22 protein-coding genes are annotated in these 26,981 nt (G+C 39.5%); 6 read left to right on the forward strand and 16 right to left on the reverse strand.

What is annotated here, in order from left to right:
- Positions 1-182 precede the first annotated feature (182 nt).
- Positions 183-1,388, forward strand: a complete 1,206-nt coding sequence (locus MTF67_RS00500; RefSeq protein ID WP_082014416.1) for an aromatic amino acid transport family protein — start codon at positions 183-185, stop codon at positions 1,386-1,388.
- 86 nt (positions 1,389-1,474) lie between these two features.
- On the opposite strand, the gene MTF67_RS00505 is transcribed toward MTF67_RS00500, so the two are convergent.
- The 4 genes from MTF67_RS00505 to MTF67_RS00520 all read right to left on the reverse strand — a co-directional run bounded on the left by MTF67_RS00505 (position 1,475) and on the right by MTF67_RS00520 (position 5,413).
- Positions 1,475-2,665, reverse strand: coding sequence for an amino acid aminotransferase (locus MTF67_RS00505; protein WP_006794684.1), 1,191 nt, complete (start codon positions 2,663-2,665; stop codon positions 1,475-1,477).
- Between the two features lie 80 nt (positions 2,666-2,745).
- Entirely contained in the window at positions 2,746-3,399 is a 654-nt protein-coding gene (locus tag MTF67_RS00510) for a GAF domain-containing protein (protein ID WP_248518461.1), read from the reverse strand.
- A gap of 56 nt (positions 3,400-3,455) precedes the next feature.
- Positions 3,456-5,108: a fused response regulator/phosphatase gene (locus MTF67_RS00515; RefSeq protein WP_248518462.1), complete on the reverse strand. Its 1,653-nt coding sequence runs from the start codon at positions 5,106-5,108 to the stop codon at positions 3,456-3,458.
- The gene (locus MTF67_RS00520) at positions 5,108-5,413 is read right to left on the reverse strand and encodes an STAS domain-containing protein (protein ID WP_006794681.1); all 306 of its coding nucleotides are present in this window, start codon (positions 5,411-5,413) and stop codon (positions 5,108-5,110) included. Before MTF67_RS00520 ends, MTF67_RS00515 begins: the two co-directional genes overlap by 1 nt.
- Before the next feature lie 134 nt (positions 5,414-5,547).
- Between MTF67_RS00520 and MTF67_RS00525 the strand changes: the two genes are divergently transcribed.
- Entirely contained in the window at positions 5,548-5,877 is a 330-nt protein-coding gene (locus MTF67_RS00525; protein ID WP_010555944.1) for a translation initiation factor, read from the forward strand.
- A gap of 15 nt (positions 5,878-5,892) precedes the next feature.
- On the opposite strand, the gene MTF67_RS00530 is transcribed toward MTF67_RS00525, so the two are convergent.
- Positions 5,893-8,904 carry an EAL domain-containing protein gene (locus MTF67_RS00530; protein WP_248518463.1) on the reverse strand — a complete coding sequence of 1,004 codons (3,012 nt, stop codon included), beginning with the start codon at positions 8,902-8,904 and terminating at the stop codon, positions 5,893-5,895.
- A gap of 359 nt (positions 8,905-9,263) precedes the next feature.
- On the opposite strand from MTF67_RS00530, the gene MTF67_RS00535 reads away from it, so the two are divergent.
- Positions 9,264-10,421: a chorismate mutase gene (locus MTF67_RS00535; protein ID WP_008132528.1), complete on the forward strand. Its 1,158-nt coding sequence runs from the start codon at positions 9,264-9,266 to the stop codon at positions 10,419-10,421.
- Positions 10,422-10,482: 61 nt separating this feature from the next.
- Here MTF67_RS00535 and tyrA read toward each other — a convergent pair whose 3' ends face one another.
- The 6 genes from tyrA to ffh form a co-directional block, all read right to left on the reverse strand.
- Entirely contained in the window at positions 10,483-11,616 is a 1,134-nt protein-coding gene (gene tyrA / locus MTF67_RS00540) for a bifunctional chorismate mutase/prephenate dehydrogenase (protein WP_006794677.1), read from the reverse strand.
- 447 nt (positions 11,617-12,063) lie between these two features.
- Positions 12,064-12,423: a 50S ribosomal protein L19 gene (gene rplS, locus MTF67_RS00545; RefSeq protein ID WP_008132530.1), complete on the reverse strand. Its 360-nt coding sequence runs from the start codon at positions 12,421-12,423 to the stop codon at positions 12,064-12,066.
- A gap of 33 nt (positions 12,424-12,456) precedes the next feature.
- Positions 12,457-13,224 carry a tRNA (guanosine(37)-N1)-methyltransferase TrmD gene (trmD, locus tag MTF67_RS00550; RefSeq protein WP_248518464.1) on the reverse strand — a complete coding sequence of 256 codons (768 nt, stop codon included), beginning with the start codon at positions 13,222-13,224 and terminating at the stop codon, positions 12,457-12,459.
- A complete protein-coding gene (gene rimM, locus MTF67_RS00555; RefSeq protein WP_006792802.1) occupies positions 13,224-13,760 on the reverse strand; it encodes a ribosome maturation factor RimM in 537 nt (178 codons plus the stop codon). The genes trmD and rimM overlap by 1 nt, the downstream gene beginning before the upstream one ends.
- 17 nt (positions 13,761-13,777) lie before the next feature.
- Complete coding sequence (gene rpsP, locus MTF67_RS00560; RefSeq protein ID WP_006792801.1) at positions 13,778-14,026, reverse strand: 30S ribosomal protein S16; 249 nt, start codon at positions 14,024-14,026, stop codon at positions 13,778-13,780.
- 260 nt (positions 14,027-14,286) lie between these two features.
- Positions 14,287-15,666, reverse strand: a complete 1,380-nt coding sequence (ffh, locus tag MTF67_RS00565; RefSeq protein WP_006792800.1) for a signal recognition particle protein — start codon at positions 15,664-15,666, stop codon at positions 14,287-14,289.
- Between the two features lie 249 nt (positions 15,667-15,915).
- Here ffh and ccsA point away from each other — a divergent pair, with 249 nt between their 5' ends.
- Together ccsA and MTF67_RS00575 are read left to right on the forward strand one after the other, a co-directional pair.
- Positions 15,916-16,722: a cytochrome c biogenesis protein CcsA gene (gene ccsA / locus MTF67_RS00570; RefSeq protein ID WP_006792799.1), complete on the forward strand. Its 807-nt coding sequence runs from the start codon at positions 15,916-15,918 to the stop codon at positions 16,720-16,722.
- A 61-nt stretch (positions 16,723-16,783) separates the two neighbouring features.
- Positions 16,784-18,055, forward strand: a complete 1,272-nt coding sequence (locus MTF67_RS00575; RefSeq protein ID WP_008132535.1) for a CNNM domain-containing protein — start codon at positions 16,784-16,786, stop codon at positions 18,053-18,055.
- Between the two features lie 43 nt (positions 18,056-18,098).
- Here the strand turns inward: MTF67_RS00575 and MTF67_RS00580 are convergent, their stop codons facing one another.
- Both MTF67_RS00580 and gshA read right to left on the reverse strand, forming a co-directional pair.
- On the reverse strand, positions 18,099-18,713 hold the full coding sequence (locus tag MTF67_RS00580; protein ID WP_039036803.1) for a transglycosylase SLT domain-containing protein: 615 nt from the start codon (positions 18,711-18,713) through the stop codon (positions 18,099-18,101).
- 134 nt (positions 18,714-18,847) lie between these two features.
- A complete protein-coding gene (gene gshA / locus MTF67_RS00585) occupies positions 18,848-20,425 on the reverse strand; it encodes a glutamate--cysteine ligase (RefSeq protein ID WP_039036608.1) in 1,578 nt (525 codons plus the stop codon).
- 441 nt (positions 20,426-20,866) lie between these two features.
- Between gshA and MTF67_RS00590 the strand changes: the two genes are divergently transcribed.
- The gene (locus MTF67_RS00590) at positions 20,867-22,414 is read left to right on the forward strand and encodes a PAS domain-containing methyl-accepting chemotaxis protein (protein WP_006792795.1); all 1,548 of its coding nucleotides are present in this window, start codon (positions 20,867-20,869) and stop codon (positions 22,412-22,414) included.
- Positions 22,415-22,478: 64 nt separating this feature from the next.
- On the opposite strand, the gene clpB is transcribed toward MTF67_RS00590, so the two are convergent.
- The 3 genes from clpB to rluD form a co-directional block, all read right to left on the reverse strand.
- A complete protein-coding gene (gene clpB, locus MTF67_RS00595) occupies positions 22,479-25,055 on the reverse strand; it encodes an ATP-dependent chaperone ClpB (RefSeq protein WP_006792794.1) in 2,577 nt (858 codons plus the stop codon).
- 97 nt (positions 25,056-25,152) lie between these two features.
- Positions 25,153-25,884, reverse strand: coding sequence for a peptidoglycan editing factor PgeF (gene pgeF, locus MTF67_RS00600; protein ID WP_039036607.1), 732 nt, complete (start codon positions 25,882-25,884; stop codon positions 25,153-25,155).
- A complete protein-coding gene (gene rluD, locus MTF67_RS00605; RefSeq protein WP_006792792.1) occupies positions 25,884-26,861 on the reverse strand; it encodes a 23S rRNA pseudouridine(1911/1915/1917) synthase RluD in 978 nt (325 codons plus the stop codon). The genes pgeF and rluD overlap by 1 nt, the downstream gene beginning before the upstream one ends.
- Positions 26,862-26,981: the final 120 nt, after the last annotated feature.

A 26,981-nucleotide genomic window follows, 5' to 3' on the forward strand; every position in this document is an offset into this window, starting at 1 on the left:
ATTATACGCTGTAAAGGGTTTATGGATAGATATTTAATCATATTAAAGATTATAAAATGCTTAAATATACAGCTGTAAAATGTAAGTTACATTTTATTTAATGCCATTTATAACAAAACTATTTGAGTTTTACCGTTCTAGTTATATGGTGCGTGTAAATTAATAATAATTAAGGTAATTAAGTGCTCAAAAATAAAACAACAGGCAGCATGTTAATTGTAGCTGGTACCACTATTGGTGCTGGTATGCTTGCTTTACCTATCGCTTCTGCTGGTTTAGGTTTTATGACTGCACTTGCACTCATTGTTGCAAGCTGGATATTAATGACTTACACCGCCTTGCTGATGCTAGAGCTACATCAGTTTGCCCCTCGTGATGCAACGTTAAATACACTTGCTAAACGCTGGCTTGGGAAGCGCGGTCAATACATTGCCAATTTTTCAATGGTGTTTTTATTTTATGCTTTATGTGCAGCTTATATCGCAGGCGGTGGTGCTCAGCTTCAAGAGCGAATCAATCTTGGATTTGAATTAGAAATTGCCCCCCAATTTGGCTCCGTTATTTTGGCGGTCATTATTGCAAGCGTGGTTACACTAGGGACTAGCAAGGTAGATAAATTTAATAGAATACTCTTTTCAATCAAGGTGATTGTTTTAGCTAGCCTATTTTATATGCTTACGCCCTATGTACAAGCAAAGCACTTGCTCGAAATGCCCGTTGAGCAAGGGCTAATATTATCGGCAATTCCTGTGGTATTTACATCTTTTGGTTTTCACGGCTCTATCCCATCAATTGTTAAATACGTAGGTCTTGACGTAAAAGTTCTGCGTAAAGTGATGATTGCAGGCGCAGCATTGCCCTTGGTGATTTACATATTTTGGCAACTATTAAGCCAAGGTATTATGAGCCAAAGCGATTTACTCAATAGTGAGGGCTTAAGCGGTTTTGTAGCCAGTGTTGCAGGTATTGCACATAATTCAAATGTATCTATAGCGGTGAAATTATTTGCTGATTTAGCGTTAGCGACTTCATTTTTAGGTGTAAGCCTAGGTTTATTTGATTTTTTTGCTGATGCATTTAAACAAGGAGATAACAACCAAGGCCGTGTTATAACAGCGCTTATTACATTTATACCGCCTTTAGGATTTGCTCTTTTTTACCCGCAAGGCTTTATAATGGCCCTTGGCTATGCCGCCATAGCTTTAGTTGTACTGGCTGTATTTTTACCTGTTGCTATGGTTTATAAACAACGTGCCTCAACTAGTTCCGACACTGGTTATAAAGTACGCAGTGGTCGTACAGGGCTATTGATTGCAGCGTTATGTGGTGTGCTAATAATTACTGCGCAATTTATGCAAATGAGTGGATTTATACCTGCAATTGGTTAAAGCTTGCTTTTGTAACACCAAAATTTAGTTAATAAAAAACCGCACACCATGATTAATGGAGTGCGGTTTTTTTATATTATCTACGTTTATTTACAAACGTCAGCAACTGCATTTGCAAAGTAATCAAGGTTTGCTTTGCTAACACCGGCTACGTTGACACGACTTGAGCCAACAATGTATATGCCGTACTCTTTTTGTAATCGCTCAATTTGCTCTTTATTAATACCCAAGAACGAAAACATACCGTGTTGACGTTCAATAAATGAAAAGTCTTGCGCTATGTCTTTTGATGCTAAGCTTTCTTTAATTAAACTACGAAGGCCATTAATACGCGTACGCATTTCATCAAGTTCAGCATGCCACATTTGCGTAAGTTCTGTACTGCTTAAAATAGTGTTAACAATATCAGCACCATGTGCCGGAGGCATTGAATAAATGCTACGTACCACACTTAACATTACTGAGTTTGACACATCAGCTGTCGCACTGTCTTTTGCAATTAATGAACATGCACCGATACGCTCACGATATAAACCAAAGTTTTTAGAGCAAGATGAGCAAATAATTAACTCTTCAACGGCATCAGCTAAAATACGAAGTCCGCGCGCATCTTCTTCTAGTGAAGAGCCAAAGCCTTGGTAAGCTATATCCACTAATGGTGTAAAGCCAACTTCTTTAGCAAGCTCTGCTACTGTGTTCCACTGAGCTTCGTTTAAATCCATTCCACTTGGGTTATGACAGCATGCGTGTAATAGCACTACATCACCCTTTGGTACTTGCTTAAGGGTATTGATCATCTCATCAAACAGCAGGTCTTTATTTTCGTAGTCGTAGTACGGGTATTCTTTTACGGTTAAACCCGCAGCTTCAAATAAACTAATATGGTTTGCCCAAGTAGGTGTAGTAACCCATACAGTTGCATCTGTATTACAACGCTTAATAAACTCAGCAGCAACACGAAGCGCACCTGTACCACCTGGTGCTTGTGCTGTACGCACGCGATTTGCTAATAATGCTTGGTGCTCACCAAGTAATAGCTGTTCCATTTTTTGACAGTAGTCTAAGTTACCTGCTAAGCCAATATAAGATTTGCTTGTTTCATTTTCTAAGCGAAATGCTTCTGCTTTCTTCACTGCGTTTAATACAGGTGTATTGCCGTGCTCATCTTTATAAACACCCACACCTAAATCAATTTTATTAGGGTTTGTATCTTTTTTATAGGCCGCCATAAGGCCAAGAATAGGATCGGTTGGTAATGGTTTTAATACTGAGAACATGGGCTATCTCTTATCTATATTTATGGGTTAGCAATTAAGCTTAGCTTAACATAAAAGCACATCACGTTGACTAGTGTTATTTACACGAGTGAGTGAGGAATTTTAATACAACACGCAATTAAAATGGCCAAAACTTTGTCATCAAAAAAGTCATTATCAAATGCTTCAGCATCAATAATACCTACACACTCATTTTGGGCATTAAATAAAGGCAAACATACTTCAGATTTAACTTTAGGGTCACAGGTATAATACTCTCCACCTTGTGCTAAATACTTCTCTACATTATTAATAATGCGACCTTTTTGTGATAACGCCACTTGAACATTATTGCTTCCTGCAGCAAAGTCCTCTGTAAGCGGAAATAGAGGGCGGCTAGGTACACCATGATAAGCAAGCTTTAAAAGTTGCTTACCTTCGTCAGTGTCTGTTGATTGATAAATACCATACCAGTCAACACCCGTTTGCGCGTGTACATAGTTAACAATACTTTGCAGCTGTGCAAGCTTGGTATTGCTATCTTTATTTATAAAATCAGCAAGGTTAAAAGGCTCATCTTGCAAGTAACCAAATAAGCTACACGCCCCGCCTTCACCTAATTCAGGTATTTGATACTGCCAACGCGTTTCTGGTAAAGATGTATGCGCTAGATAGTGCTCAAGCTTTTCAAGCTCGGCTGAAATTAAGGTTGCATTAACGCGCAAATGCGCTTGCGTTAAATAAGAAGAAATCATTTGGCCATCCATACATCTAAGTTGCCAGAAATGATAGCATGGATATTTTCACAGAGCTAGATCAACTTATAGGACATTTCAACTTGGTTACCACTGGCGTTATATGTAACTTTTTCTGCAATTTCTTCAAGCAGTGAAAGACCTCGCCCAAATTCATTATTGCCACTCATTTCATCATTTGATTGGCTACTGAATCCCCTTCCCGAATCACAAATGATAAAATACAAACTGAGTGTTTCTGGGCAGTAGCGTATATCAATAATGATCATGGCATCTTTTAACTCATTTATGGCTTTCTCACGCATTTCATAAAACTTAAAAAAACCGTCTTCTTGCAGCTTTATTGCGGAGTCTAATCCTAAAACACCATGATCAAGTGAATTATTGTAAGCTTCAGAAAGGAGTAAAAAAATGTTTGAGCGATGATCATTTAATCCCTCAATACGACTAAGAATATTGACAATATCGTAGACAGGATCGGTTTGCTTAATTTGCTTTGAATTAAGGCTTAATGACAAATTGAAGGCAAGCGTTGAAAAAGGCTCTCTCGGCTTTTCTTCCACCTGCAAAGGCAAACAGTTAAGCAAGACAATGCTTACATCATCTTGCTGTTGTAAGCCCTGCGCAAAATCACTCACATCAGCAATTATATCTTCACAAGAGATCATGGGCTTACTTTTTAATGATGCTATAAAGCGTTCTTCAGCAAAAAACTCGTCCTGCTTATTAGTGGTTTCTGTTATGCCGTCGGTAGCAAAAACTAAACGTGTATCACTATTTACTTCAAAATGTATTAAATCGTACTCAAATTCATGTTTGTCTAATATACCCAATGCCATGTGTTGAGATTCTAATGTCTTTTTTATATTACCTTCAGTATCGATCAAATATGCATCGGGTAAGCCACCAAGCCACGCTGATATACTTTTTCCTGACGCACTGAGCTCCACAATGGTAGCCGCGCAAAACATATGCCCCGGTAACAGGTTGTAAAGAAGTGTATTTAGCTCAAAGGCAATATCATTAACGGCCTTACCTTTATTTACCATTGTATAAAATGCGCGAGAGACAGGTAGCGCACCTATAGCAGCTGCCAAGCCATGCCCAGTAAAGTCACCCAGCATGCAATACAAGTTACCAATGGGACTTTGTGCAACTAAAAACATGTCACCATTAAACATGGATGCTGGCGATAAATTAAAATCTAGATGTTGCTTAAAATCATCTTGATATTCGAGTGAATTATTAAATATGTGTTCCACTATTTCGTGTTCACGTTCAATTTGATTGTGGTGATACTCGAGTAGTTTTTTTTGTTGGTTGGCTTTTTTGCTTAGCTCACGAGTTCTTCTATGAGCTTTAATTTTTGCGTGAAGAATAACTTTATCAAATGGCTTGTGTATAAAGTCATCCCCGCCGACTTCTAAACATTTTTCAAAACTTGCTTTGTCGTCTAACGAAGTAATAAAAATAATAGGTAAATAAACTTCACTGTATTTATTTTTTATTATTTTGGCTGTCTCAAAACCATCCATAACCGGCATTATTACATCGAGTAACACAATGTCTATGGCTTTATGCTCAAGGACTTTAATTGCTTCTTGGCCGTTGAAGGCCATCGATACTTGATAACCTTCATCTTTGAGCATTTGACTTAATAAAATACGGTTTAATGCCTGATCATCGACAATAAGAACGTGTGCTGCCATTAGCTAATATCAAATTTCTTATCGAAGCGCGATATTTGTAATATTTTTTTCAGCTGTGGCTGGCAATTAGTGATTTCAAACACAGTCACTTTATCTTCTAATGTTTTTTTCATATTTAAAAGCATGCCTAGTGCAGAACTATCCATATAGTCAGTTTCTCTTAAATCTACAATCACTTTGTTAGTGCTACTGTCTATCTGAGCATAGGCTTGGCGAAAAGACTGCACTAAATTAAAGTCAAACTTTCCCTTTATTTGTATTGTTAGCGCTTTTCCATCGGCTGATGTACGGGTAGTTAAATTCATCGATTTCTCCGTTAAATGTATCTTTGACTAAATATAACCTGTTAAAAGTATTTAGCAAAAAGAAAAACACACAACAGCAAATTTGCTATCATTTACGCCATTACTTAATACATTTTGACTGAATAAGGTAAACCATGACAGATAGTCACTTAGTATATTCAACAAGCACTGGACGTATTGACCAGCCAAAACCAGAAAAAGAGCTTGATATTAAGCTTTTCAAAGATGGTTTTGTTCGTATTGAGCGTCAAACAAAAGGTCGCAAAGGTAAAGGCGTAATGCTTGTTGTTGGCATAGACCCAAAAGAGCATGACTTAAAAAAGTTAGCTAAAACAATAAAAAGTAAAATGGGCCAAGGTGGCGCTGTAAAAGAAGGCGTTATAGAAGTCCAAGGCGATGACCGAGATAAGTTAAAAGCAATTTTAGAGGGCTTGAAGTTTAAAGTGAAAATTGCGGGTGGTTAACCCGCAATTATAAAGCTACATTACTTTTTTAAATGGTACTTCACCCAGCTTTAAATATAAGTCTGGTAAATCAGACTCAGGGATTGGCCGGCTGTAATAGTACCCTTGCACTATAAAACAGTTGTTGTTTTGTAAAAACTCAACTTGATCTATGGTTTCTACCCCTTCAGCAACCACATCTAAATTAAGCTTTTGAGCCATTGCTATAATAGCGGCAGTAATCTCCATGTCATTGCTATCTTCTGGGATATCTTGCACAAATGAACGATCTATTTTGAGTATATCTACCGGGAAGCGTTTTAAATAACTAAGCGAAGAATACCCCGTTCCAAAATCATCAATTGAGATAGAAATACCTAGTGCTTTTAGCTCATGAAGTTGAGCAATAGCAGCCTCTACGTTCCCCATCAACATGCTTTCAGTTAACTCTAAATGTAATCGTTTAGCCGATACGCCCGATGTAATAATCATCTTACTTAGGGTCGGCACAAGATTCGAATCTTTAAATTGGCGAGCAGATAAGTTAATCGATACGTTATTTTCACGGTTTTGCTCTGTTAATCTCACAACGAAATCACATGACTCCTGTAATACCCACTCACCTAATTCAACAATAAGTCCTGTCGCCTCAGCTATAGGAATAAACTTATCTGGCGGTATTAAACCTTCTGTTGGGTGGAACCATCTCAATAATGACTCGTATCCTACAACCTTTTGAGTACGGCTATCTATCTGCGGCTGATAATAAACCACAAACTGATCTTCTTTTAACGCAATACGCAGCTCGTTTTCAATAAATAATCGCTCATTTGCGGCTGCATTTAGCTCTTGGCTGTAAAAGTGGAACGTATTACGCCCTTTCTCTTTGGCCTCATACATTGCTAAATCCGCGTGCTTTAATAATTGATCTTCTTCGAGGCTGTCATATGGCGCCATAGTAATACCAATACTCGCGCTTATAATTACCTCGTTATTTCCTAGCATAATAGGCATATTAAGCGTTTGTTGGATTGTATTTGCCACATCGGTTGCGTGTTCTTGGCTTTCAATTCCACTAAGTAATACTGCAAACTCATCGCCGCCTAAACGTGCAATCGTATCTTCCGATCTTAGGCGTTTCTTCAGTCTATTCGCGACCTGTATTAATAATTGATCGCCTGCGTCATGTCCAAGGGTGTCATTAATTCGCTTAAATTCATCTAAATCAAAGTAAAAAAGTGAAAATGCATAATGACCGCGTTCTGCAAGCGCAAGAGATTTGCGCAACTGCATTCTGAAGAAGGTTCTGTTTGCTAAACCTGTTAGCGTGTCAAAATAAGCGAGCTGTTCCATTTTGCGCTGGCTTTCTTTAACAAACGAGATATCTTGTGCGGAAGCAACATAACTTGTGATATTACCGCCTTCCTCTCGTATCGGTGAAACGCTCAATGAAACCCAAATAGGCTGTTTATCTTTGCTTTCAATTAACGTATCACCGCGCCAATAGTTACGACTACGTAGGTCTATATCAATATCTTCGACCAAAATAGCCATATCAGACGCAATAATGTTTAAAAGTGGCGCTCGAGTGAAATGACTTTCTGGATAACCTGTCATCTCTAACATTTTGGGGTTAACGTATTCGATAACAAAGTTTTCGTCAGTTATAACAACACCTGTGCCAGAGAAAGCGACGGCTTTTGATAATCGATTAGCTGCTTTTTCGGCTATTTCTTTTTCAGTTATTCGCTGGTTAAGTCCATCTATTAATTTACGAATTTCAACCGTCATATCTTTGAACGAACCGTTAAGCGTACCAATTTCGTCTTTGTTCTCTTCTGGAAATTGAGTATCTAGTTTGCCCTGACCAAAGCTCGATACCGCATAAACAAGTGAATGTAATCGGCGTAAAACAAGATGTTGCAAGGCTTGATGCAATAACAAGGCAACTAAAATAGCGTAAAGAATAAAAAGCCCAAAAAACTTAAGCTTCAAATCTTGCAGAGCAGACAATGTAGAAGAACGCTTTTTATAAACCCCTATGTACCAATCTAGCTGATCAATTTTTTGAATATTGATTAAGTGCGCCTCGTCATTTTGTAAAAAAGAACTTGCATATTCTGGAAGCTTTGTCGCAATTGCCTCACTAATAATTGACTTGAGCTGAGGGTTTACAAACTCGTCAATAGCCACTTTTTTATTATTTTTTCCGTATTCAGCAAGTAATGAAGTACTCAAATCTGGGTGGGCTAATAATTGGCCTTTACTATCAAAAACAAGTAAGTTTTTTTCTTTGTCTCCTATAGGTAGAAAAGACACGAGTTTATTAAGCGTAATATCACTGCCTGTAACCCCTACAAATTCATTGTTAGAATAAATAGGGACCAGTAAACTGATCACCCAATCATGCCATACCCTATCGTAGTAAACCTTTGACCATTCAGGTTCTACAGAGTTGCCTAAACTTTCGCGAACATACTTATAAGTTGAACCACCGCTTACTCGAAAATCAGCAGGAGCATTTAACGCCCAATTAGGTGGCGATATTCTGATAAAGTCATCATTGGTTATAAGGTAAAAATTGTAGAAGTCATAAACTAATGTTGGTGAGATAACATCCCATAGTGCTTCAGAGTTATTAAATAACTGTTTGTAAAAAGGTGTGAACTTTTCTTGTGGTAAAAACGCGGCAGATAAACCATCCGATGAAGCGCTTCGAATAGTGCCATCACTATTAAACTGTAATTGTGCTTTACTGTTTAGATCAATTGGGGAGTTTTTTTGAAATAACTGCTCATTAACTATGTTGTTAGCTTGCTTAGCAATGTTAACTTTTGTTTCTATTCGTTCTTTAAATTGCCTTACTAATAAATCGGTCGAGCTTTTTAGTACTTCGTGCTCTTCAAAAACCAGCTGCTTTTCCTCAGATTTAAGCATAAAAAAGGCAGCACAAACACCCGCAATTAAACAAATTGAGGATATGAGTAACGACAATTTCACACTTAAAGAGTTTATTCCAAAACGCGATGGAGGGCGTCTATATAGCACAAGCCAACCTTAATTATTAATAGTTGTTATTATTTAGCTGTTAATGAAATATACCAGATTCAAATTCATTATTATAAATTTTTTGTAAACTTTATAAAAAAATTACAAAAGTTGAAATAATCAATACTTAAGCACTATCTTAGTAAAGTATGTTATTGACATTACCCCTAACTCTCCATACATTAACTGCATGAACATATTTTATTCTCGCATTATTTTTTCTTTTTTTAGCTTCTTCATATAAAAGAGGCTGGCCTGTTTGTGAGATAAATCAATCGAATAGTAAAGCCTCCCAACCGGGAGGCTTTTTTGTATATGCTGCATTTACGCAGATGACTTTTGGAATGAGGAACCCCAAAATGACCAACGATGTATTAAACACATTAAGACATGATATAAATGAAATAGACTCTGACTTACTCGTACTCCTAGCTAAACGGCGCCGTATTAGTCATGGTGTTGTTGAATATAAAATTGCAAATAACAAGCCTATTCGTGATGAAGCCCGTGAACTAGCACTACTAGAAAAATTAATTGGTTATGGCAAGTCACTTGGCTTAGATGCGTATTATGTAAACAATGTTTTTCAAACAATCCTAGAAGACTCCGTATTACACCAGCAAGCAATGCTGCAAAAAAACCTAAACCCTGATGCATTAAGCGAAACACACCGTGTTACTTATTTAGGTGGGCAAGGCTCATATAGCCAACTTGCTTGCCATAAGTACTTTAGCCGTCGCCCCGGCAAACTCGTTGAAATTGGATGTTCATCGTTTGAAGAAATCACCTCCAAGGTAGAAAGCGGGCAAGCAGACTTTGGATTACTTCCTATTGAAAATACCAGCTCAGGCAGTATTAACGAAGTATTTGATTTACTACAACACGCACAAGTATCTATTGTTGGTGAAGTGACACACAGTGTTGAGCATTGCTTATTAGCTAAACCTGATACACAACTTGAACAGCTCACAAAAGTATTTGCTCATCCACAACCCTTCGCGCAATGTAGCCGCTTTTTACAAGGGTTAGGGGATTTGCAACATGAAACATGTGACTCAACATCTTCAGCGCTTCAATCTGCGCTCAGTACACCAAATAGTGCTGCAATTGGCTCAGCTCAAGCTGGTAAAAATGTAGGCCTTGAAGTTATTAAATCAAACTTAGCTAATCAAAGCGAAAACCACAGCCGCTTTATAGTCGTAGCGCGTAAGCCTTTGCATGTGTCGAATCAAATACCAACGAAGACCAGCTTGATCATGTCGACCAAACAACAAGCCGGCTCACTTGCTGATGCACTGATGATTTTCAAGCAACACAAAATAAACTTGGTAAAACTGGAATCACGCCCTACCCCAGGCAACCCATGGGAAGAAGTGTTTTATGTTGATTTAGAAGCAAACTTGGCTGATACCCAAGTAAAAGAAGCGCTAGAGGAACTTAAGGAACATACCCAATATGTGCGCATATTAGGTTGCTACCAAAGTGAAACATTACAAGCTGTTAGTGTGAATACTTAAATATAGGCTATTCAAAAGGGGGCACTAAATGTGCCCCCTTTACATTTATTTGAATGTAAAGCTAGTCGAGCACTTTAGCGTCATTCGCTTTATTAAGTAAACTGCGGCTTTGTGTTAAAAAATGCGCAGTTGAGTCTGAAAAATATGATTTAGCATCTGCAAATGCCTCCATTAAGGCTGCTTTATCACCTACCCTAAGCTTTTCAAGCGTTTGTGCAAAGGTATCTTGGTATTGAGCCAACAAACTTTCAACGTCATCAAACTGAGCCAACATTATATCGGAATAAAGCTCAGGTGATTGCGCAAACAAACGCCCTACCATCATTAGCTCTAATTGATATATCGGCGAAGAACAACTTCGTAACTCTGCTAAAGTATGGCTTTGCTTTGCTAAAAACTGCCCATAAACAAACGTTGTTAAATGTCGCATTACCTGAATTATTTGCATGGCTTCATCGTGTTTTTTAGCATCTAACTCTACAAGCTGACACCCCCACACTTGTAACTGCTCTAATAGCCCTTTTGCCGCTTTATGTTCTCTGCCCTCACATACAACTACCGTTTGTTTTACCCAATGTGAAATATCAGGCCCAAACATAGGGTGTAAACCAACAACTGGACCACTATGAGCTGCTTTTAATGCTTTGATTGGCGATTGTTTTACTGATGTAATATCTACGAGCAAACAATCATCATCTAGTTTTGGTAGTTTAGCAACTACAGACTCTAAAGCATTAATAGGTACACTGATCATTACCAGTTTTGCACCGGTTAAAATGCTTTGGGCATCATCTTGCTGCTCTTTATCTAATATTTTGACGTCATAACCTGAGCGCATAAATTGTTGAGCAAATAACTGCCCCATAGCCCCTTGGCCGCCCACAATAACAATAGGTGAAAGTGATGGCGCTGCACACGCTAATTTAGCCTGTTGGTTTTGATATGCTTCACGCATCATCCGTCTGAGAATATCTTCAACTAGATCAGGACTTACATTTTGATTAATTGCTTCTTGGCGCCTAGCCGCTAGTAATTCAGCTTCACGCTCTGGTGCATGTAAAGGCGCACCTGTTTGCTGTTTGATTTCACCAATTTTTTGGGTAATACCATTACGTTTAGCTAGTAAGGCAACAAGCTGCGCATCGCATTCATCTATACCTTGTCTTAGTTGGGCCAAATCACTTATATTTGCCACGTCCAATCCCACCTTGAAAAAATCATATTTCGTAAATCTATATTTACATAAAAGTAAACTAATCAATACGATAAATACTAACAGGATACGTTAGACGTTAAAAGGGCTGATCACATATAGCAAGGTTAAAACCAACGGTGAATTTATGTTATCAGTTAGATTATGGACAAAATCTTAAAAGCTTTTGTAGGGAATGATCAATGAGTCTTCAGTTTTTTAGTAGTGAGCTAAATATCGATAACCTCATAGCGTAGGAACAGTAAAACGTTTTAAACCTAAGCTGCAGTAAATAAAAAAGAGAAACGTTCTTTGTGCCAATTTATTTCAAATATGTAATATTGCCTGCGCCACTCAACATTACAATAAAAAACCTACACCGCTTAAAAACGAAAACGGGTTGCAATCCGAAGACTGCAACCCGTTTTTTGCGTTGATAAACAGCGCGTATTAGTTAAGTTTTTCTCTAATACGTGCAGATTTACCAGAACGCTCACGTAAGTAGTAAAGCTTAGCACGGCGAACTGCACCGCGACGCTTAACTGTTACGCTATCGATAAGAGGGCTGTGCGTTTGGAATACACGCTCAACACCTTCACCGTTCGAGATTTTACGAACTGTGAATGCTGAGTGAAGACCACGATTACGCTTAGCGATTACAACACCTTCAAAGGCCTGTAGACGCTCTTTAGCACCTTCTTTTACTTTTACCTGTACAACCACTGTATCACCAGGGCCAAATGCAGGTACGTCTGTTTTAAGCTGCTCTTCTTCAAGCGCTTTAATAATATTTTGGTTTACTTTTGCCATTATGTTTCTCACTTTCCTAGGTGTAACTGTCTTCTAGCCACAAGCTTTTTGGTACTCTTGCTGAAATTCTGCGAGTAATACCGCTTGCTCCTCAGTCAGAGCTAGGTTATGCAACAAGTCAGGACGTCGTATCCAAGTTCTGCCTAATGACTGCTTAAGCCGCCACCTTGCTATCGCTTGGTGATTACCACTGAGTAATACAGCAGGAACTTGTTTGTCGTCCAATGTTTCTGGTCGTGTGTAGTGAGGGCAATCTAGCAAGCCATCCGAAAATGAATCTTGCTCTGCTGATTGGTTATGACCTAACACGCCAGGCACCAATCGCGCTACTGCGTCAATTAATGTCATGGCAGGTAGTTCACCACCACTCAAAATAAAATCACCAATTGACCATTCTTCGTCAACGTATGACTCTATTATTCTCTCATCTATACCTTCATATCGACCGGCAATCAAAATCAGTTTTTCAGAGTTAGCGAGTTCGCTAGCCCCTTGCTGATCAAGTTTGCGCCCTTGTGGGGACATATAAATTACTTTAGCACCATCACCTGCCGCTTTTTTAGCGTCAAGAATAGCTTTTTCCAATGGTTTAACCATCATTAACATACCTGGTCCGCCCCCGTAAGGACGATCATCTACAGTTCTGTGCTTATCTAAAGCATAGTCACGTGGATTCCAGCAGTTAAAATTAATTAACCCATTTTTTACTGCGCGACCAGTAACCCCTTGTTGGGTAATTGCGTCAAACATGTCCGGGAAAAGGCTTATCACCCCAACCCACAATGAACTAGTTTGAGTCATTAAAACCCAGGATCCCAGTCTACGGTAATTTCTTTTACGTCGTATTTAACATCTTTGATAACTGAATCAGTTAAAAAAGGTATTAAACGCTCCGATTGACCAAATGCATCTTTACTGTTTGCTTTCACAACCAGTACATCATTTGACCCTGTCTCCATCAAGTCATCAACAGTGCCTAAGTTATAACCTTTATCAGTTACAACCGACATGCCAATGAGATCTCGCCAATAGAACTCACCTTGCGGTAGTTCTGGTAATTGCGTTGCATCCATTGAGATTTCTGCATGGGTATAAGCCATTGCTTCGTCTCGATCGTTTACTTGCGCAAATTTAGCGATAAAGCCTTTGTTGTGGCGACGCCAGTCGACCACTTCTAAGGACTGCCATTTACCTTGTTGCCCTATCAACCACGGGCTGAAATCGAAGATCCCTGCGGGATCATCAGTAAATGAATGTACCTTAAGCCAGCCCTTTATACCATAAGGGGCGCCGAGCTTTCCTACGACAATTATTGATGAGGTGTTCTCTTGACTCATGGTTACACTTACGCCTATTAAGCCGCTTTACGAGCGTCTTTAACTAATTTAGCTACACGATCTGAAAGACCTGCGCCTTGACCTACCCAGTGATCTACACGAGATAAATCTAAGCGAAGTTTTTCTTCCTGACCCGAAGCGATTGGGTTAAAGAAACCAACTTTCTCGATGAAGCGACCGTCACGCGAGAAACGGCTATCCGCAACCACAATTTGATAGAAAGGGCGTTTTTTAGCGCCACCACGTTGCAAACGAATAGTTACCATACCGTCCTCTAAATAGATTGACTGTTTTCATTAATAAGATTTACTCCCCAGTATGGGGAGCCGGTGAATTGTACGAGTTTTTAGCAATAACGCAAGTAAGAAGTGAAGCAAAAAGCCAGTTTAGTAGGTTAAACCGTGATCTAGGCTAAAAATTAGAGTTAATGCAGTACCGAGTGCATAAATTATTCAACAAAAAAGGAGCAATTTGCTCCTTTTTTGTATGCGTTGTGATTAATTTAAGTGCAACGCTTACTAAAAATCTAAAATTTTGGACCGCCGCCGCCCATCATGCCCGGTGGCAACATGCCTTTCATACCGCGCATCATTTTTTGCATCCCGCCTTTGCCTTTCATTTTTTTCATCATTTTTTGCATCTGCGTAAATTGTTTAAGCAACTTATTGATCTCTTGTACCTGTGTACCAGAACCTGCTGCAATACGTTTTTTACGCGACCCTTTAATGATTTCTGGACGAGCTCGCTCCTGTTTTGTCATAGAGCTGATGATAGCCTCCATTTGAATGAAGGTTTTATCACCCATCTGACCTTTTACCGCGTCAGGTAAATTAGACATACCAGGAAGTTTATCAAGCATCGACATCATGCCGCCCATATTTTTCATTTGCTTTAACTGGTCAGCAAAGTCATCCAGCGTAAAGCCTGCGCCTTTAAATACTTTTTCGGCAACTTTGGCAGCTTGCTCTTTATCCACTTTCATTTCGACTTCTTCGATTAATGAAAGTACATCACCCATGCCTAAAATTCGCGATGCTATTCGGTCAGGGTGGAAAGGTTCAAGTGCGTCTGTACGTTCACCCACACCCATAAACTTAATGGGTTTACCTGTAATATGACGAATAGATAAAGCAGCACCGCCTCGGGCGTCACCATCTGTTTTAGTTAATATCACACCAGTAAGTGGCAGAGCTTCGTCAAATGCTTTTGCAGTATTTGCCGCATCTTGACCCGTCATAGCATCAACAACAAATAATGTTTCAATTGGGTTGATAGCTGAATGAAGATCTTTAATTTCATCCATCATGTCGCTATCCACATGCAAGCGACCCGCTGTATCAACTAATACAACATCAATAAATTTCTTTTTAGCGTGTGTAATAGCCGCAGTAGCAATATCAACAGGCTTTTGTGAAATATCACTTGGAAAGAAATCTACATCAACTTCTGTGGCTAACGTTTCAAGTTGTTTTATTGCTGCAGGACGATAAACATCGGCACTAACAACAAGCACTGATTTTTTCTTGCGCTCTTTTAAAAACTTAGCAAGTTTACCAACACTGGTCGTTTTACCGGCACCTTGCAAACCAGCCATCATAACAACTGCTGGCGGTTGTGCGTTTAAGCTCAGCTCTTCGTTTGCTTCGCCCATCGCTTTTTCAAGCTCTTCACGCACAATTTTTACAAACACTTGCCCAGGCGTTAAGCTTTTAGTTACCTCAACACCCACTGCACGTTCTTTAACTTGCTTTACAAAATCGCGAACAACTGGCAAAGCCACATCGGCTTCCAAAAAGGCCATGCGCACTTCGCGAAGAGTATCTTTAATGTTGTCTTCTGTTAGGCGGCCACGGCCACTGATATTTTTTAAGGTTTTACCTAATCGTTCTTGGAGATTCTCAAACATGTATCGGTTCCGATAAAACGTTATACCAATTTAATTACCCAGCCGATTTAGCTACTAGCTCGACTAATGACATTGATATTATTAAATTTGAATTAAAAACAGTATACCGTAAATAGTGGTGGACAATACAGTGTTCAAGTGCAGTGAATTAAGTTTCTTTTTTAAGGTCTATTCATTTGCGTTGCTATAAAATACAATACGTTTGTACTTGCAAGGATTTTTTGACTCAAATTAAGTGGCCCAAGCAAAATGCTGATCATCAGTTTAACTATTATCACCAGTTTATTTTATGTGCTAGCAACGTCACACGTGCTTTCACGGCTTTTTCATAAACAAGGCCCAAACCAAAAAGTAACTGTTATCTTGAGTACCGTCGCTATATTGGCGCATATGTTGTTATTGGTGAACTCGGTGTTTCGTTCTGACGGTCAAGATCTAAGCATTGTAAATGTCGCACTGCTAACCTGTTGGGTTATTGTTGTGTCTGTAACAGCTGTCTCCTTAAAATTTCCAGCCACTTTATTATTGCCCGTAGTGTATGGCTTTGCAGCGCTTTTATCTGTTGCAAGCTTATTTATACCCCATCATATATTGCTGCAAAGTATAGATGTTGAGCTTGGTTTGGTTGCCCATATATCACTTTCCCTACTCGCTTACTGTATCTTAATTATTGCAACCTTATACGGCGTGCAATTTTACTTTATAGATAAACGCCTTAAGCGCAAAGACCTCGCCATTGTGCATAGCCATTTACCTCCGTTGATGGTTGTTGAGCGCCAGCTTTATCAACTGCTTAATCTTGGTACTGCGCTGCTTACAATTGCACTCGTGTGCGGATTTGTATTTCTCGATGGCATGTTTGCCAAAGAGTTTATCCATAAAACCATACTTTCGTTGGTGGCATGGGCTATTTTTGTTGTAGTCGCCCTTGGCCATATTAAACAAGGTTGGCGTGGTAAACCTGTGGTAATTACCATCATGGTTGCAGCATTTGTCCTCACATTAGCTTATTTTGGCAGCCGTTTTGTACAAGAAGTCGTACTAAACAAGTTTTAACTTGACTCTAGTTGCTCACTCTAGCTTAATACGCATTGATTTATAAAAAAAGGATCCATCGTTGGACGACATATCGACAAGTACCCTGTTTATCACATTAGGATTATTGGTACTTTTTTCTGCTTATTTTTCTGGTTCTGAAACTGGGATTATGTCAATCAATCGTATACGCCTGCGACATCTTGCAAAGCAAGATCACCGTGCAGCTAAACGAGTCAGTAAATTACTTAGCCGTCCCGATAGGCTTATTGGCCTCATTTTAATTGGTAACAACCTAGTAAATATAGCCGCAGCTCAAGTTGCCACTATTATAGGTATCCGCCTATACGGTGATTTAGGTATCGCAATAGCAACAGGTGTACTTACCTTGGTAGTGCTTATATTTGCTGAAGTTACGCCTAAAACACTCGCAGCCCTTTACCCCGAAAAAGTAGCCTTTCCAAGCTCAGTGATACTCAAAGGCTTGCTGAAAATCATGTTTCCGTTTGTTGTAGTTGTTAACTGGCTAACTAACGGCATATTACGTTTATTTGGTATTAGTGCAGCTCAAATCGATGAGCACAGCATGAGCAAAGAAGAATTAAAAACAGTCGTGAACGAATCAGGTGCTTTATTACCTGCTCGTCACCAAAGCATGCTGACTTCTATCTTAGATCTAGAACAAGTTACTGTTGAAGATATTATGATTCCACGTAACGAAATTGTGGCGATTGATATAAACGACGATTGGAAAGTAATTAGCCGCCAGCTAACACATGCGCAACATACACGTGTTTTGTTGTATCGCGATAATATTGATGATGCTGTCGGTTTTATTCACTCACGTGATGCGCTGCGACTTTTAACAAAAGAGCAATTTGACAAACCGTCACTATTGCGTGCAGTTCGCGAAATTTACTTTATCCCCGAAGGCACATCGTTAAATACACAACTATTTAAGTTTCAACAATCAAAAGAGCGAATTGGTATAGTTGTTGATGAATACGGCGATATTCAAGGACTAGTAACCCTTGAAGACATTTTAGAAGAGGTGGTGGGGGATTTCACGACCACTCAAACACGTACGCCAAGTGAAGAAGTGACAACACAACCTGATGGTTCGTTTATTGTAGATGGTGGCGCAAACGTCCGTGACTTAAATAAAGAAATGGAATGGGACTTTCCTCTTGATGGCCCTAAAACATTAAGCGGCTTAATTGTTGAATATTTAGAAGATATTCCTGACGCAAATATCAGTTTACGTATTGCGGGATACCCATTAGAAGTACTCGAAGTAAAAGAAAACATGATTAAACAGGTTAAAATACAACCTAAAAAACGTACTCGTCAATAACAAATAAGGAGCCATAAGGCTCCTTATTCACGCTGTTGTGCGATTATGTAAATAACCGCTCTAACCAGCCTTTATCGAGCTCATCTTCACATCGCTTTAATTGCGTGCCATAACGACTTGCTCTATTTTTTACTTTGTTGGCTACGCTCATTAACCATTTTTTCTTCTTATATGTGCCACGTTTATATCCGCCCCAGCCTTCATGATAATTAAGATATTGAGCGTAAGCATCCCATTTTGAAATGCCGTTTACTTTATGCGTTTTATAAACAAACCACGCCATAAAGTCGATTGCATCATCAAAGTCATCCCTATCTGCCCCGCTGTTACCTGTTTCACGAACGTAATCAGCCCAAGTAGGCGTTTTAGCTTGTGAATAACCGTAGGCTGAGCTTGCTCTACCTGTTGGTATAATCCATAAAAAATATTCCATAGGCGGAGCTGCATCGTGCTTAAACGAACTTTCTTGATACATCATGCTCATGAGTACATGTTTAGGAGAGCCCCACTTGTCTTGCGCGTCTTTTGCATCAAAATACCAGTCAGGCTTTTCTTCAAAAATTTTACAAAGATCATTTGGCTGTTTAGGTGGCGCTGTAGCACACCCGGCAAGGGTAAAAGCGAGAGTGAGAGATAAAATAAGTGCTTTTTTGTTCATTTTTTGTGTTCTCACTGAACTTTTATAAAAAGTGTTGGTCGTAATAATTAATGCAGCTGTATAGCATTGTTTCATCCCTGAATATTATTTACGCAGCCATATTAGGCTGCGTTTTTTTGCGTGCATGTTGGGTATCAGTTTTTATGAAAATACTCATCTAAAAACGCTGTAAACGACTGCGCATCTGCATTTTCTATATTACGCTGCGCTTCATTTGACTGCTCAACTTGCTGCTCGAGCCACGGCTTTAAAAACTCACTGTAATCTGTGTCTATGTGGCTTTGCTTATACTGGTTTGCTAAGTCTAAGGCAAAGTGACCATTGTCTAAACCTGACTCTTTTAGTTTTGCTACATATCGTCCAGAGTAAGTAAGCGAAGGATCATTAACCCACGTGCTCATTCGCTCAATTGTTTCAGAGTAATAACTTACGCCGTAAGCTTTATCCATCCACTTTGCAACATCAGTCAATTGAGCAAATATTTGATTCCCCCAAGATTGCAGGCTACGCGGAGTATTATTATCGTTGAGCATCAACCCTTGCTCTCTCCCCTGATTTACAACCGCATCTAAATTTTCAGTACTGCGAGCCTGTTCTTTCCAATCCATGTTTGGTGAATCTTTTAATAAGCAATACGTTAAAAATACATCTAAAAAGTGAATTTGCTCTATATCGATACCCACTTCACTAAATGGGTTTACGTCTAATGCACGAATTTCAACATATTCTATACCCGCTCTCAATAGTGCATCTGTTGGCGTCTCACCACTGTTCGCATTACGTTTAGGGCGAATTGGCGAATAAAATTCATTTTCTATTTGCAGAATATTTTTATTTAACTGTTTTGGCTGTTCGCTAGTATAGTCGTCAATGTCGCTGTATATATCTGATGGCGTATTGATGGCCTTTTTCAAACCAGCAACATATTCATCAAGCGAGTTATACATGACACGCAAGGACGATTGTGCGCTGTTTGTGTAACCTAAGTTACCTAAACGCAGTGCAGTGCCGACCTCTAAGTACAAGGTACCTTTACCTAACTTTTTAAAAGGTAAATCTGTTTTACGACCTTGCAAAAATGAGTTACACAGGGCAGGCGATGCGCCAAACATATAACTAATAAGCCACAGCTCGCGTTTGAAGTTTCTTATCAGCGATAAATAACCATCAGATATAAAATCCTGCAAGCTCGTATTACTTTGCTTTAACGAATGCAGAGACTTCCAAAGTGACTCTGGAAAAGAGATATTAAAATGCACGCCAGCAATAGCCTGCATCATACTGCCGTATCGATTTTTTAGCCCTTCACGGTAAAGCGTCTTCATTTTGCCTATATTCGAGCTACCAAACTGAGCAAGTACGATATCGTCTTGGTGGTTGATGAAGCACGGCATACTGATAGGCCAAAGCAGTTCGTCACCCATATTTTCAAGCGTGAACTTTTGAAGATCGCGCAGTTGCTTTAATGTTTGCGTTGATGACTCGCTAACCGGTGTAATAAATTCAAGTAAAGATTCAGAAAAGTCAGTCGTTATATGACCATTGGTTAGTGCACTCCCTACCCCTTTAGGATGACCTGTAGGAGATATAGCACCGTTGCTTTGTATTCTTAGCGACTCTCGTTCAATGCCACGTTTAATGCCTTTAATTGCGTTTTGGTGTTCACCAGTCGATAACGCGTTAAGCGCATTTGTTAGATCTTGTGTTGTCAAAAATATTTCCTCGGGCCACGTGGCGTAATCATACGGTTATGGGGGCTAATTACCGATTACTCAAGATTAAATTGTTAAGAACCATTTAGTTTTTTCAATTAGTCTTAAAATCCCTAATTTGAGCATACGCTTGATTTAACTATCTTCGTAAAATTATGTTGTAATCTTGCCATTGCTATTTACTTTATACAATTGCTTTACGAAGGTATTTACTAATAACACGGTATGCAATGAAGCATTAAACCAATGCGGATAGGAGACCTGTTATTTCGATTAAAGAATTCAATTTTATTTCGCTGACGTTATTAACCACAGAAATCTTGATATAGATCAATAAAGCATTCAATTCATCGTCAATATAAACATAATCGAGCTTTAATTTTGCTTTGTGTAAATAACTGAATATACTTCAGTTAATTAAAAAGGATGATAGTGAATGCAATGCACAGTAATAAAACATTAATTAATGAAGAAGTTCATTTTGATGAGTCACAAGAGCTTGTTTCAACAACCGATTTACGCGGTGTTATTACCTACGCTAATACAGAATTTTGTACAGTTGCTGGTTACTCAATACAAGAGCTTGTTGGCAAAAACCATAATATAGTTCGCCACCCAGATATGCCTAAAGCAGCGTTCAAAGAAATGTGGGAAACATTAAAACAAGGTCACTCTTGGCGCGGCATGGTAAAAAATCGCTGTAAAGATGGCCGTTACTATTGGGTTGACGCTTTTGTTACGCCAATTTTTGAACATGGCCAGCTGGTTGGCTACCAATCAGTAAGAACAAAACCGAGTCAAGCACTCAAAAATAAAGCGCAAAGCTTATACAACACCCTTAATGCTAATAAATCATTGTTCAGTATTCGCGAACAAACTGGAGTTAGGCAGAGTATCACCATAGCGTGTGTGTTACTTTGGTTAATAAGCTCTTTAGTATTTGCTCCAATAGCCATTGCTTTACTTAATGTTATTGTTTGTATATTAGTAATCGCCCTAAATTACGATGAGCTTGTTGCAACCCCTAAAATATTGCGCGAGCATAAAGCTAAATCGGACTCTGTTTCTCGCTATATATACAGCGGTACCACAGCCCACAGCGTTAGTGACTTCAAAGAACAACTGCTAAATGCCAAGTTGCGTACTGTACTTGGGCGAATGAAAGATTCAACTCTTAATTTTAATAGTATTGCGACTAATTTAGACAAACAATCAACACTTACAGAGCAAGGAATTGCTTCTCAGGGTGAGCGCTTGGAACAGATTGCATCTGCGATGACTCAAATGGGATCGACCATTGGCGAAATTTCAGTAAACACAGCTGAAACGGCAGACAAAGTAAACGCAACGCATAGCAGTTGCTCTGAAATCAAAATACACATTGCTGATAATAGTAATATGATTTCTGAACTAGCAGTGCAAGTTGAGCATGCAGCAACCACCGCAAGTAGCTTGGCCTCAGAAGCTGATAAGATTGGTCAGGTAATGAGTGAAATAGAAGGCATTGCAGATCAAACAAACCTACTTGCACTTAACGCAGCAATAGAAGCAGCTAGAGCGGGTGAGCATGGCAGAGGGTTTGCTGTCGTTGCCGATGAAGTAAGAACTTTATCGTCTCGTACACAAAGTGCTACAACACAAATTCACAGCTCAATAAAAGAAATACAAGATACTTTATTTAGCTGGTCAAAAGTGATGCAAGACACAAAAGAGCAAGCCGATAATTGCGTTAGTACCACAGAAAAAACGCAAGTGGAGCTAGAAGGTATCTTTTCTCAAATTAGTGAAATATCGCATTTAGCCATTCAAATATCGTCTGCAGCAGAAGAGCAACAAATGGTGAGTAACGATATCAGCAACAATGTGACTGATATTAAAGCCTTTGGCGATAACAATTTGAGTTTAAGCTTTGAAGTAGCTAAAGGTGCAGCAGAACTGGTTGAAGGCTCACGAAAAGTAAATGACTTGCTATTAACTTTTAAAGTATAAACATTATAGGTTAAAAAACCGCTTAGTTTCAGGAGATAGGCAACTAAGCGGTTTTTATAATTATTTACCGGCTAGTAAATACTAACCCATCACTGCCAGCATCAATAACAATGACACATCCCGGAATATAATCACCATTAAGTAACTTTTGCGCCAACGGATTTTCAATTGTTTGTTGAATGGCCCGCTTTAATGGACGTGCGCCGTATACAGGATCAAACCCACTTGCAGCAATAGTATCGAGCGCCGCATCGCTAATTTCTAGTAAGTACCCCATCTCAGTTAAACGTTCACGTAACTTCATTAACTGAATATCAGCAATCTCTTTAATGTGCTGATTCGCTAGCGGATGAAATACCACGGTTTCGTCAATGCGGTTTATAAACTCAGGTCTGAATTCACTGATCAATACATCCATTACTTTTGATTTAAGTGTTGCGTAATCATTATTACCCGCCTGCTCTTGAATAATATCTGAACCTAAATTTGAGGTCATGATGATCACGGTATTTTTAAAATCAACAGTACGCCCTTGTCCGTCGGTTAACCTACCATCATCAAGTACTTGTAATAAAATATTGAACACGTCAGGGTGTGCTTTTTCTATTTCATCAAGCAATATGACCGAGTATGGCTTACGGCGAACAGCTTCTGTCAAGTAGCCCCCTTCTTCGTACCCTACGTACCCAGGAGGCGCACCTACTAAACGGGCAACAGAATGTTTTTCCATAAACTCAGACATATCGATACGCACCATGGCATCTTCTGTGTCAAACATAAACCCAGCAAGGGCTTTTGTAAGCTCTGTTTTACCTACGCCTGTTGGCCCTAAAAACAAAAATGAGCCAATCGGTCGGTTTGGATCAGCAAGCCCTGCTCGGGAGCGACGAATAGCGTTAGACACCGCAACAACTGCCTCGTCTTGCCCTATTACCTTACTGTGCAATCTATCTTCCATTTGCAGCAGTTTTTCACGTTCACCTTGCAACATGCGTGACACTGGAATACCTGTCCAACGAGAGAGTATCTCTGCAATTTCATCTTCGCCTACTTGGTTTTTAAGCAGCGTCATGTCTTGCATTTCGGCTTGTGACGCTAAGTCTAATTTGCGTTCAAGCTCGGGTATACGACCATATTGCAACTCAGACATGCGCTGTAAATCACTTGCTCTGCGAGCAACGTCTAAGTCGAGCCGAGCTTGCTCAAGCTCAGCTTTAATTACTTGCGTACCTTGCAGTGATGCTTTTTCTGCATTCCAAATTTCATCGAGTTCGCGGTATTGGCCGTCAAGATCGGTTATAAGCTCTTGCATTTCACTGCGGCGCTTTTGACTTGCCTCATCTTTTTCTTTAGCGAGAGCATTATCTTCAAGTTTTAACTGAATAATGCGGCGTTCAAGCTTATCCAATGACTCAGGCTTCGAATCAATTTGCAAACGAATAGAAGAACCTGCTTCATCAATTAAATCTATTGCTTTATCGGGAAGCTGGCGGTCGCTAATATAACGATGCGATAACTGCGCGGCAGCAACAATTGCAGGGTCGGTGATTTCAACTGAGTGGTGCAGTTCATAACGTTCTTTTAAACCACGCAATATTGCAATAGTGTCTTCAACTGAAGGCTCTTCGATTAATACTTTTTGAAAACGGCGCTCAAGGGCTGCATCTTTTTCTATGTATTTACGGTATTCGTCTAGTGTGGTTGCGCCTACACAATGCAGCTCGCCACGTGCGAGCGCAGGCTTAAGCATATTGCCTGCATCCATTGCGCCATCGCTTTTACCTGCACCTACAATGGTATGAATTTCATCAATAAATAAGATGACTTGGCCTTCTTCTTTTGCCAACTCGTTTAAAACCGATTTTAAACGCTCTTCAAATTCACCTCTAAATTTAGCACCAGCAACCAAGGCTCCTAAATCAAGTGACAGTACACGTTTATTTTTTAATCCCTCTGGTACTTCACCATTAATAATACGCTGCGCTAAGCCTTCTGCTATGGCGGTTTTACCCACCCCAGGCTCGCCAATAAGTACCGGGTTGTTTTTAGTTCTGCGCTGTAATACCTGGATAGTACGGCGTATTTCGTCGTCTCGACCTATAACGGGGTCAAGCTTGCCTTGCTCTGCGCGTTCGGTTAAATCAATTGTATACTTTTCTAAAGCTTGACGCGTTTCTTCCGCATTCGGATCATCAACTTTTTGACCCCCACGGATTGCTTTTATGGCGCTTTCTATTTTTGTTGCAGTGATATTAAGCGATCTCAAAATATCCCCAAGCGGGCCTTTGTCATCGCACGCAGCAAGAACAAATAACTCACTAGAAATAAATTTATCTTTGCGCTTTTGAGCGTACTTATCACATAAATTTATAAGCGTAGCCATATTATTAGATAACTGTACATCGCCCCCAACCCCTTCAACTTTGAATAGCTTTTCTATTTCTTGGGATAACTTTGTATTAAGCTCATCGGCACTTACACCTGTTTGAGCAAACAAGGCACGAACGCTTGAACCACTCTGTTGAAGGAGTGCATACATTAGGTGAACGGGTTCAATAAATTGATGATCGCGGCCAAGGGCAAGTGATTGCGCATCAGAAAGCGCAGATTGAAATTTACTTGTAAATCTATCTAAACGCATGAGGGGTTACCTATTAAAAAATCTAATTGATTAATAAATGGGTATGTTGCACGATTTGTTCAAGGCACGAAAGAAAATATATTCGCTAAACGATTAATTACTTGCGCCAGATCAAACTAGCCATTCGCCCTGTTTGCCGATCTCTTCTATAAGAGAAAAATAAATGTGATTGAGAAACTGTACAGTATTCACCACCAGCAATATTTATTACCCCTAACTGCGATAATAAAGTACGCGCTATACCGTATATATTAGCATAATACTTGTTATTGAGGTGCGGCTTGAATGCATCTGAGAATAAAGGCGATTGATTATTAAATGCTTCAAAAACCTCTACACCAACCTCAAACTGATCCGGCCCTATTGCCGGACCAAGCCAAGCATATATATTTTCTGGTTTAGCGTTAAAGCATTTAAGTGCATTTTGAATAATACCTTGCTTTAGCCCTCGCCAGCCGCCGTGAATAGCTGCTACTTCAGTCCCATCATGACTTGCAAGCAATATAGGTAGGCAATCGGCAGTCATTATAGCCAAAGGTTGATCAACTAGGCGCGTATAGAGTGCATCGGCATTATGTAATTTATTAAAATCAAACTGCTGATCAACTGTAATTACATCTGCGCTGTGAATTTGATTTAGCCAGATAGCTGGATTTGGAAGGAAGTTATTTAATATTGAGCGATTTTTTAAAACGTTAGCTTGGCTATCATTAACATGAAGCCCCAAATTTAAACTGTTATAGGGTGCCTTTGATACGCCGCCTTCACGTGTGGTACTGAGGGTACTCACATTATGAAGGCTTTGCCATGTTGCTGATAGCAACTGCATTATCTATCGATATCTGGGTTAGCCTGAGTATCTTCACGAAGTGCTAACGTCATTTCTACCATATCATCTGGAATAGGTGCTTGCCACGTCATCATTTCGCCCGTGATTGGATGCGCAATACTTAGTTTTACCGCATGTAACGCTTGGCGTTTAAAACTTCTAAGCAGTTCAAACAATTGCGGTGTTGCACCCTTTGGTGGACGAGGACGACCATTGTATGACTGGTCTCCAATTAATGGGTGGTTCAAATAAGCCATGTGTACACGAATTTGGTGAGTACGGCCTGTTTCTAAACGCAAGCGCAAACGCGTATGCGCACGAAATTTTTCAGCAACACGGTAATGAGTAATGGCAGGCTTACCCATTTCATGCACAGCCATATGAGTACGCTGTGTTGCATGACGACCAATTGGTTTTTCGACCATACCACCCGCTGTCATAGTGCCGTTACAAAGCGCTTCGTATTCACGAGTGAAGTTTTCACGCTTTTGTAGTGCCTTAACAAGGTGTGTTTGCGCTTGAATTGTTTTAGCAACAACCATTAAACCTGTTGTATCTTTATCTAAGCGGTGCACAATACCTGCTCGTGGCACATTAATAATGTCAGGGTAATGGTGTAATAATGCATTAAGCACTGTGCCATCTGGGTTACCAGCACCAGGATGAACCACTAATCCCATAGGTTTATTAATAACTAAAATATGGTCATCTTCATAAACAATGTTTAAGTCGATATTTTGTGCAAGGTATTCACGCGGTGCTTCAATGGTTGTTTCAACATTTAACACTTCACCGCCTAACAGTTTTGTACGCGGTGTGTTTAATATTTCGCCATCAACGGTGATTTTATCATCCAAAATCCAAGTTTTTATACGTGAACGTGAATAATCAGGGAACAATTGCGCTAATACTTGGTCTAGACGTTTACCACCTAAGTCGGTTGGAACCTCGGCTTGAAGAGAAATTTGCTCTGTCATTCGTAACTTTACCCAATTTACCAGTGCAAGCTTTGCTCGACTGGGTTAGAATCGCTTTTAATAAAAGCATAATATAATACGTATAGTTTACTCGGTTTTACCGACTTGGCCTAGCCGAAG

Source organism: Pseudoalteromonas sp. 2CM32C (assembly GCF_023161925.1).
Classification (GTDB): domain Bacteria; phylum Pseudomonadota; class Gammaproteobacteria; order Enterobacterales; family Alteromonadaceae; genus Pseudoalteromonas; species Pseudoalteromonas marina.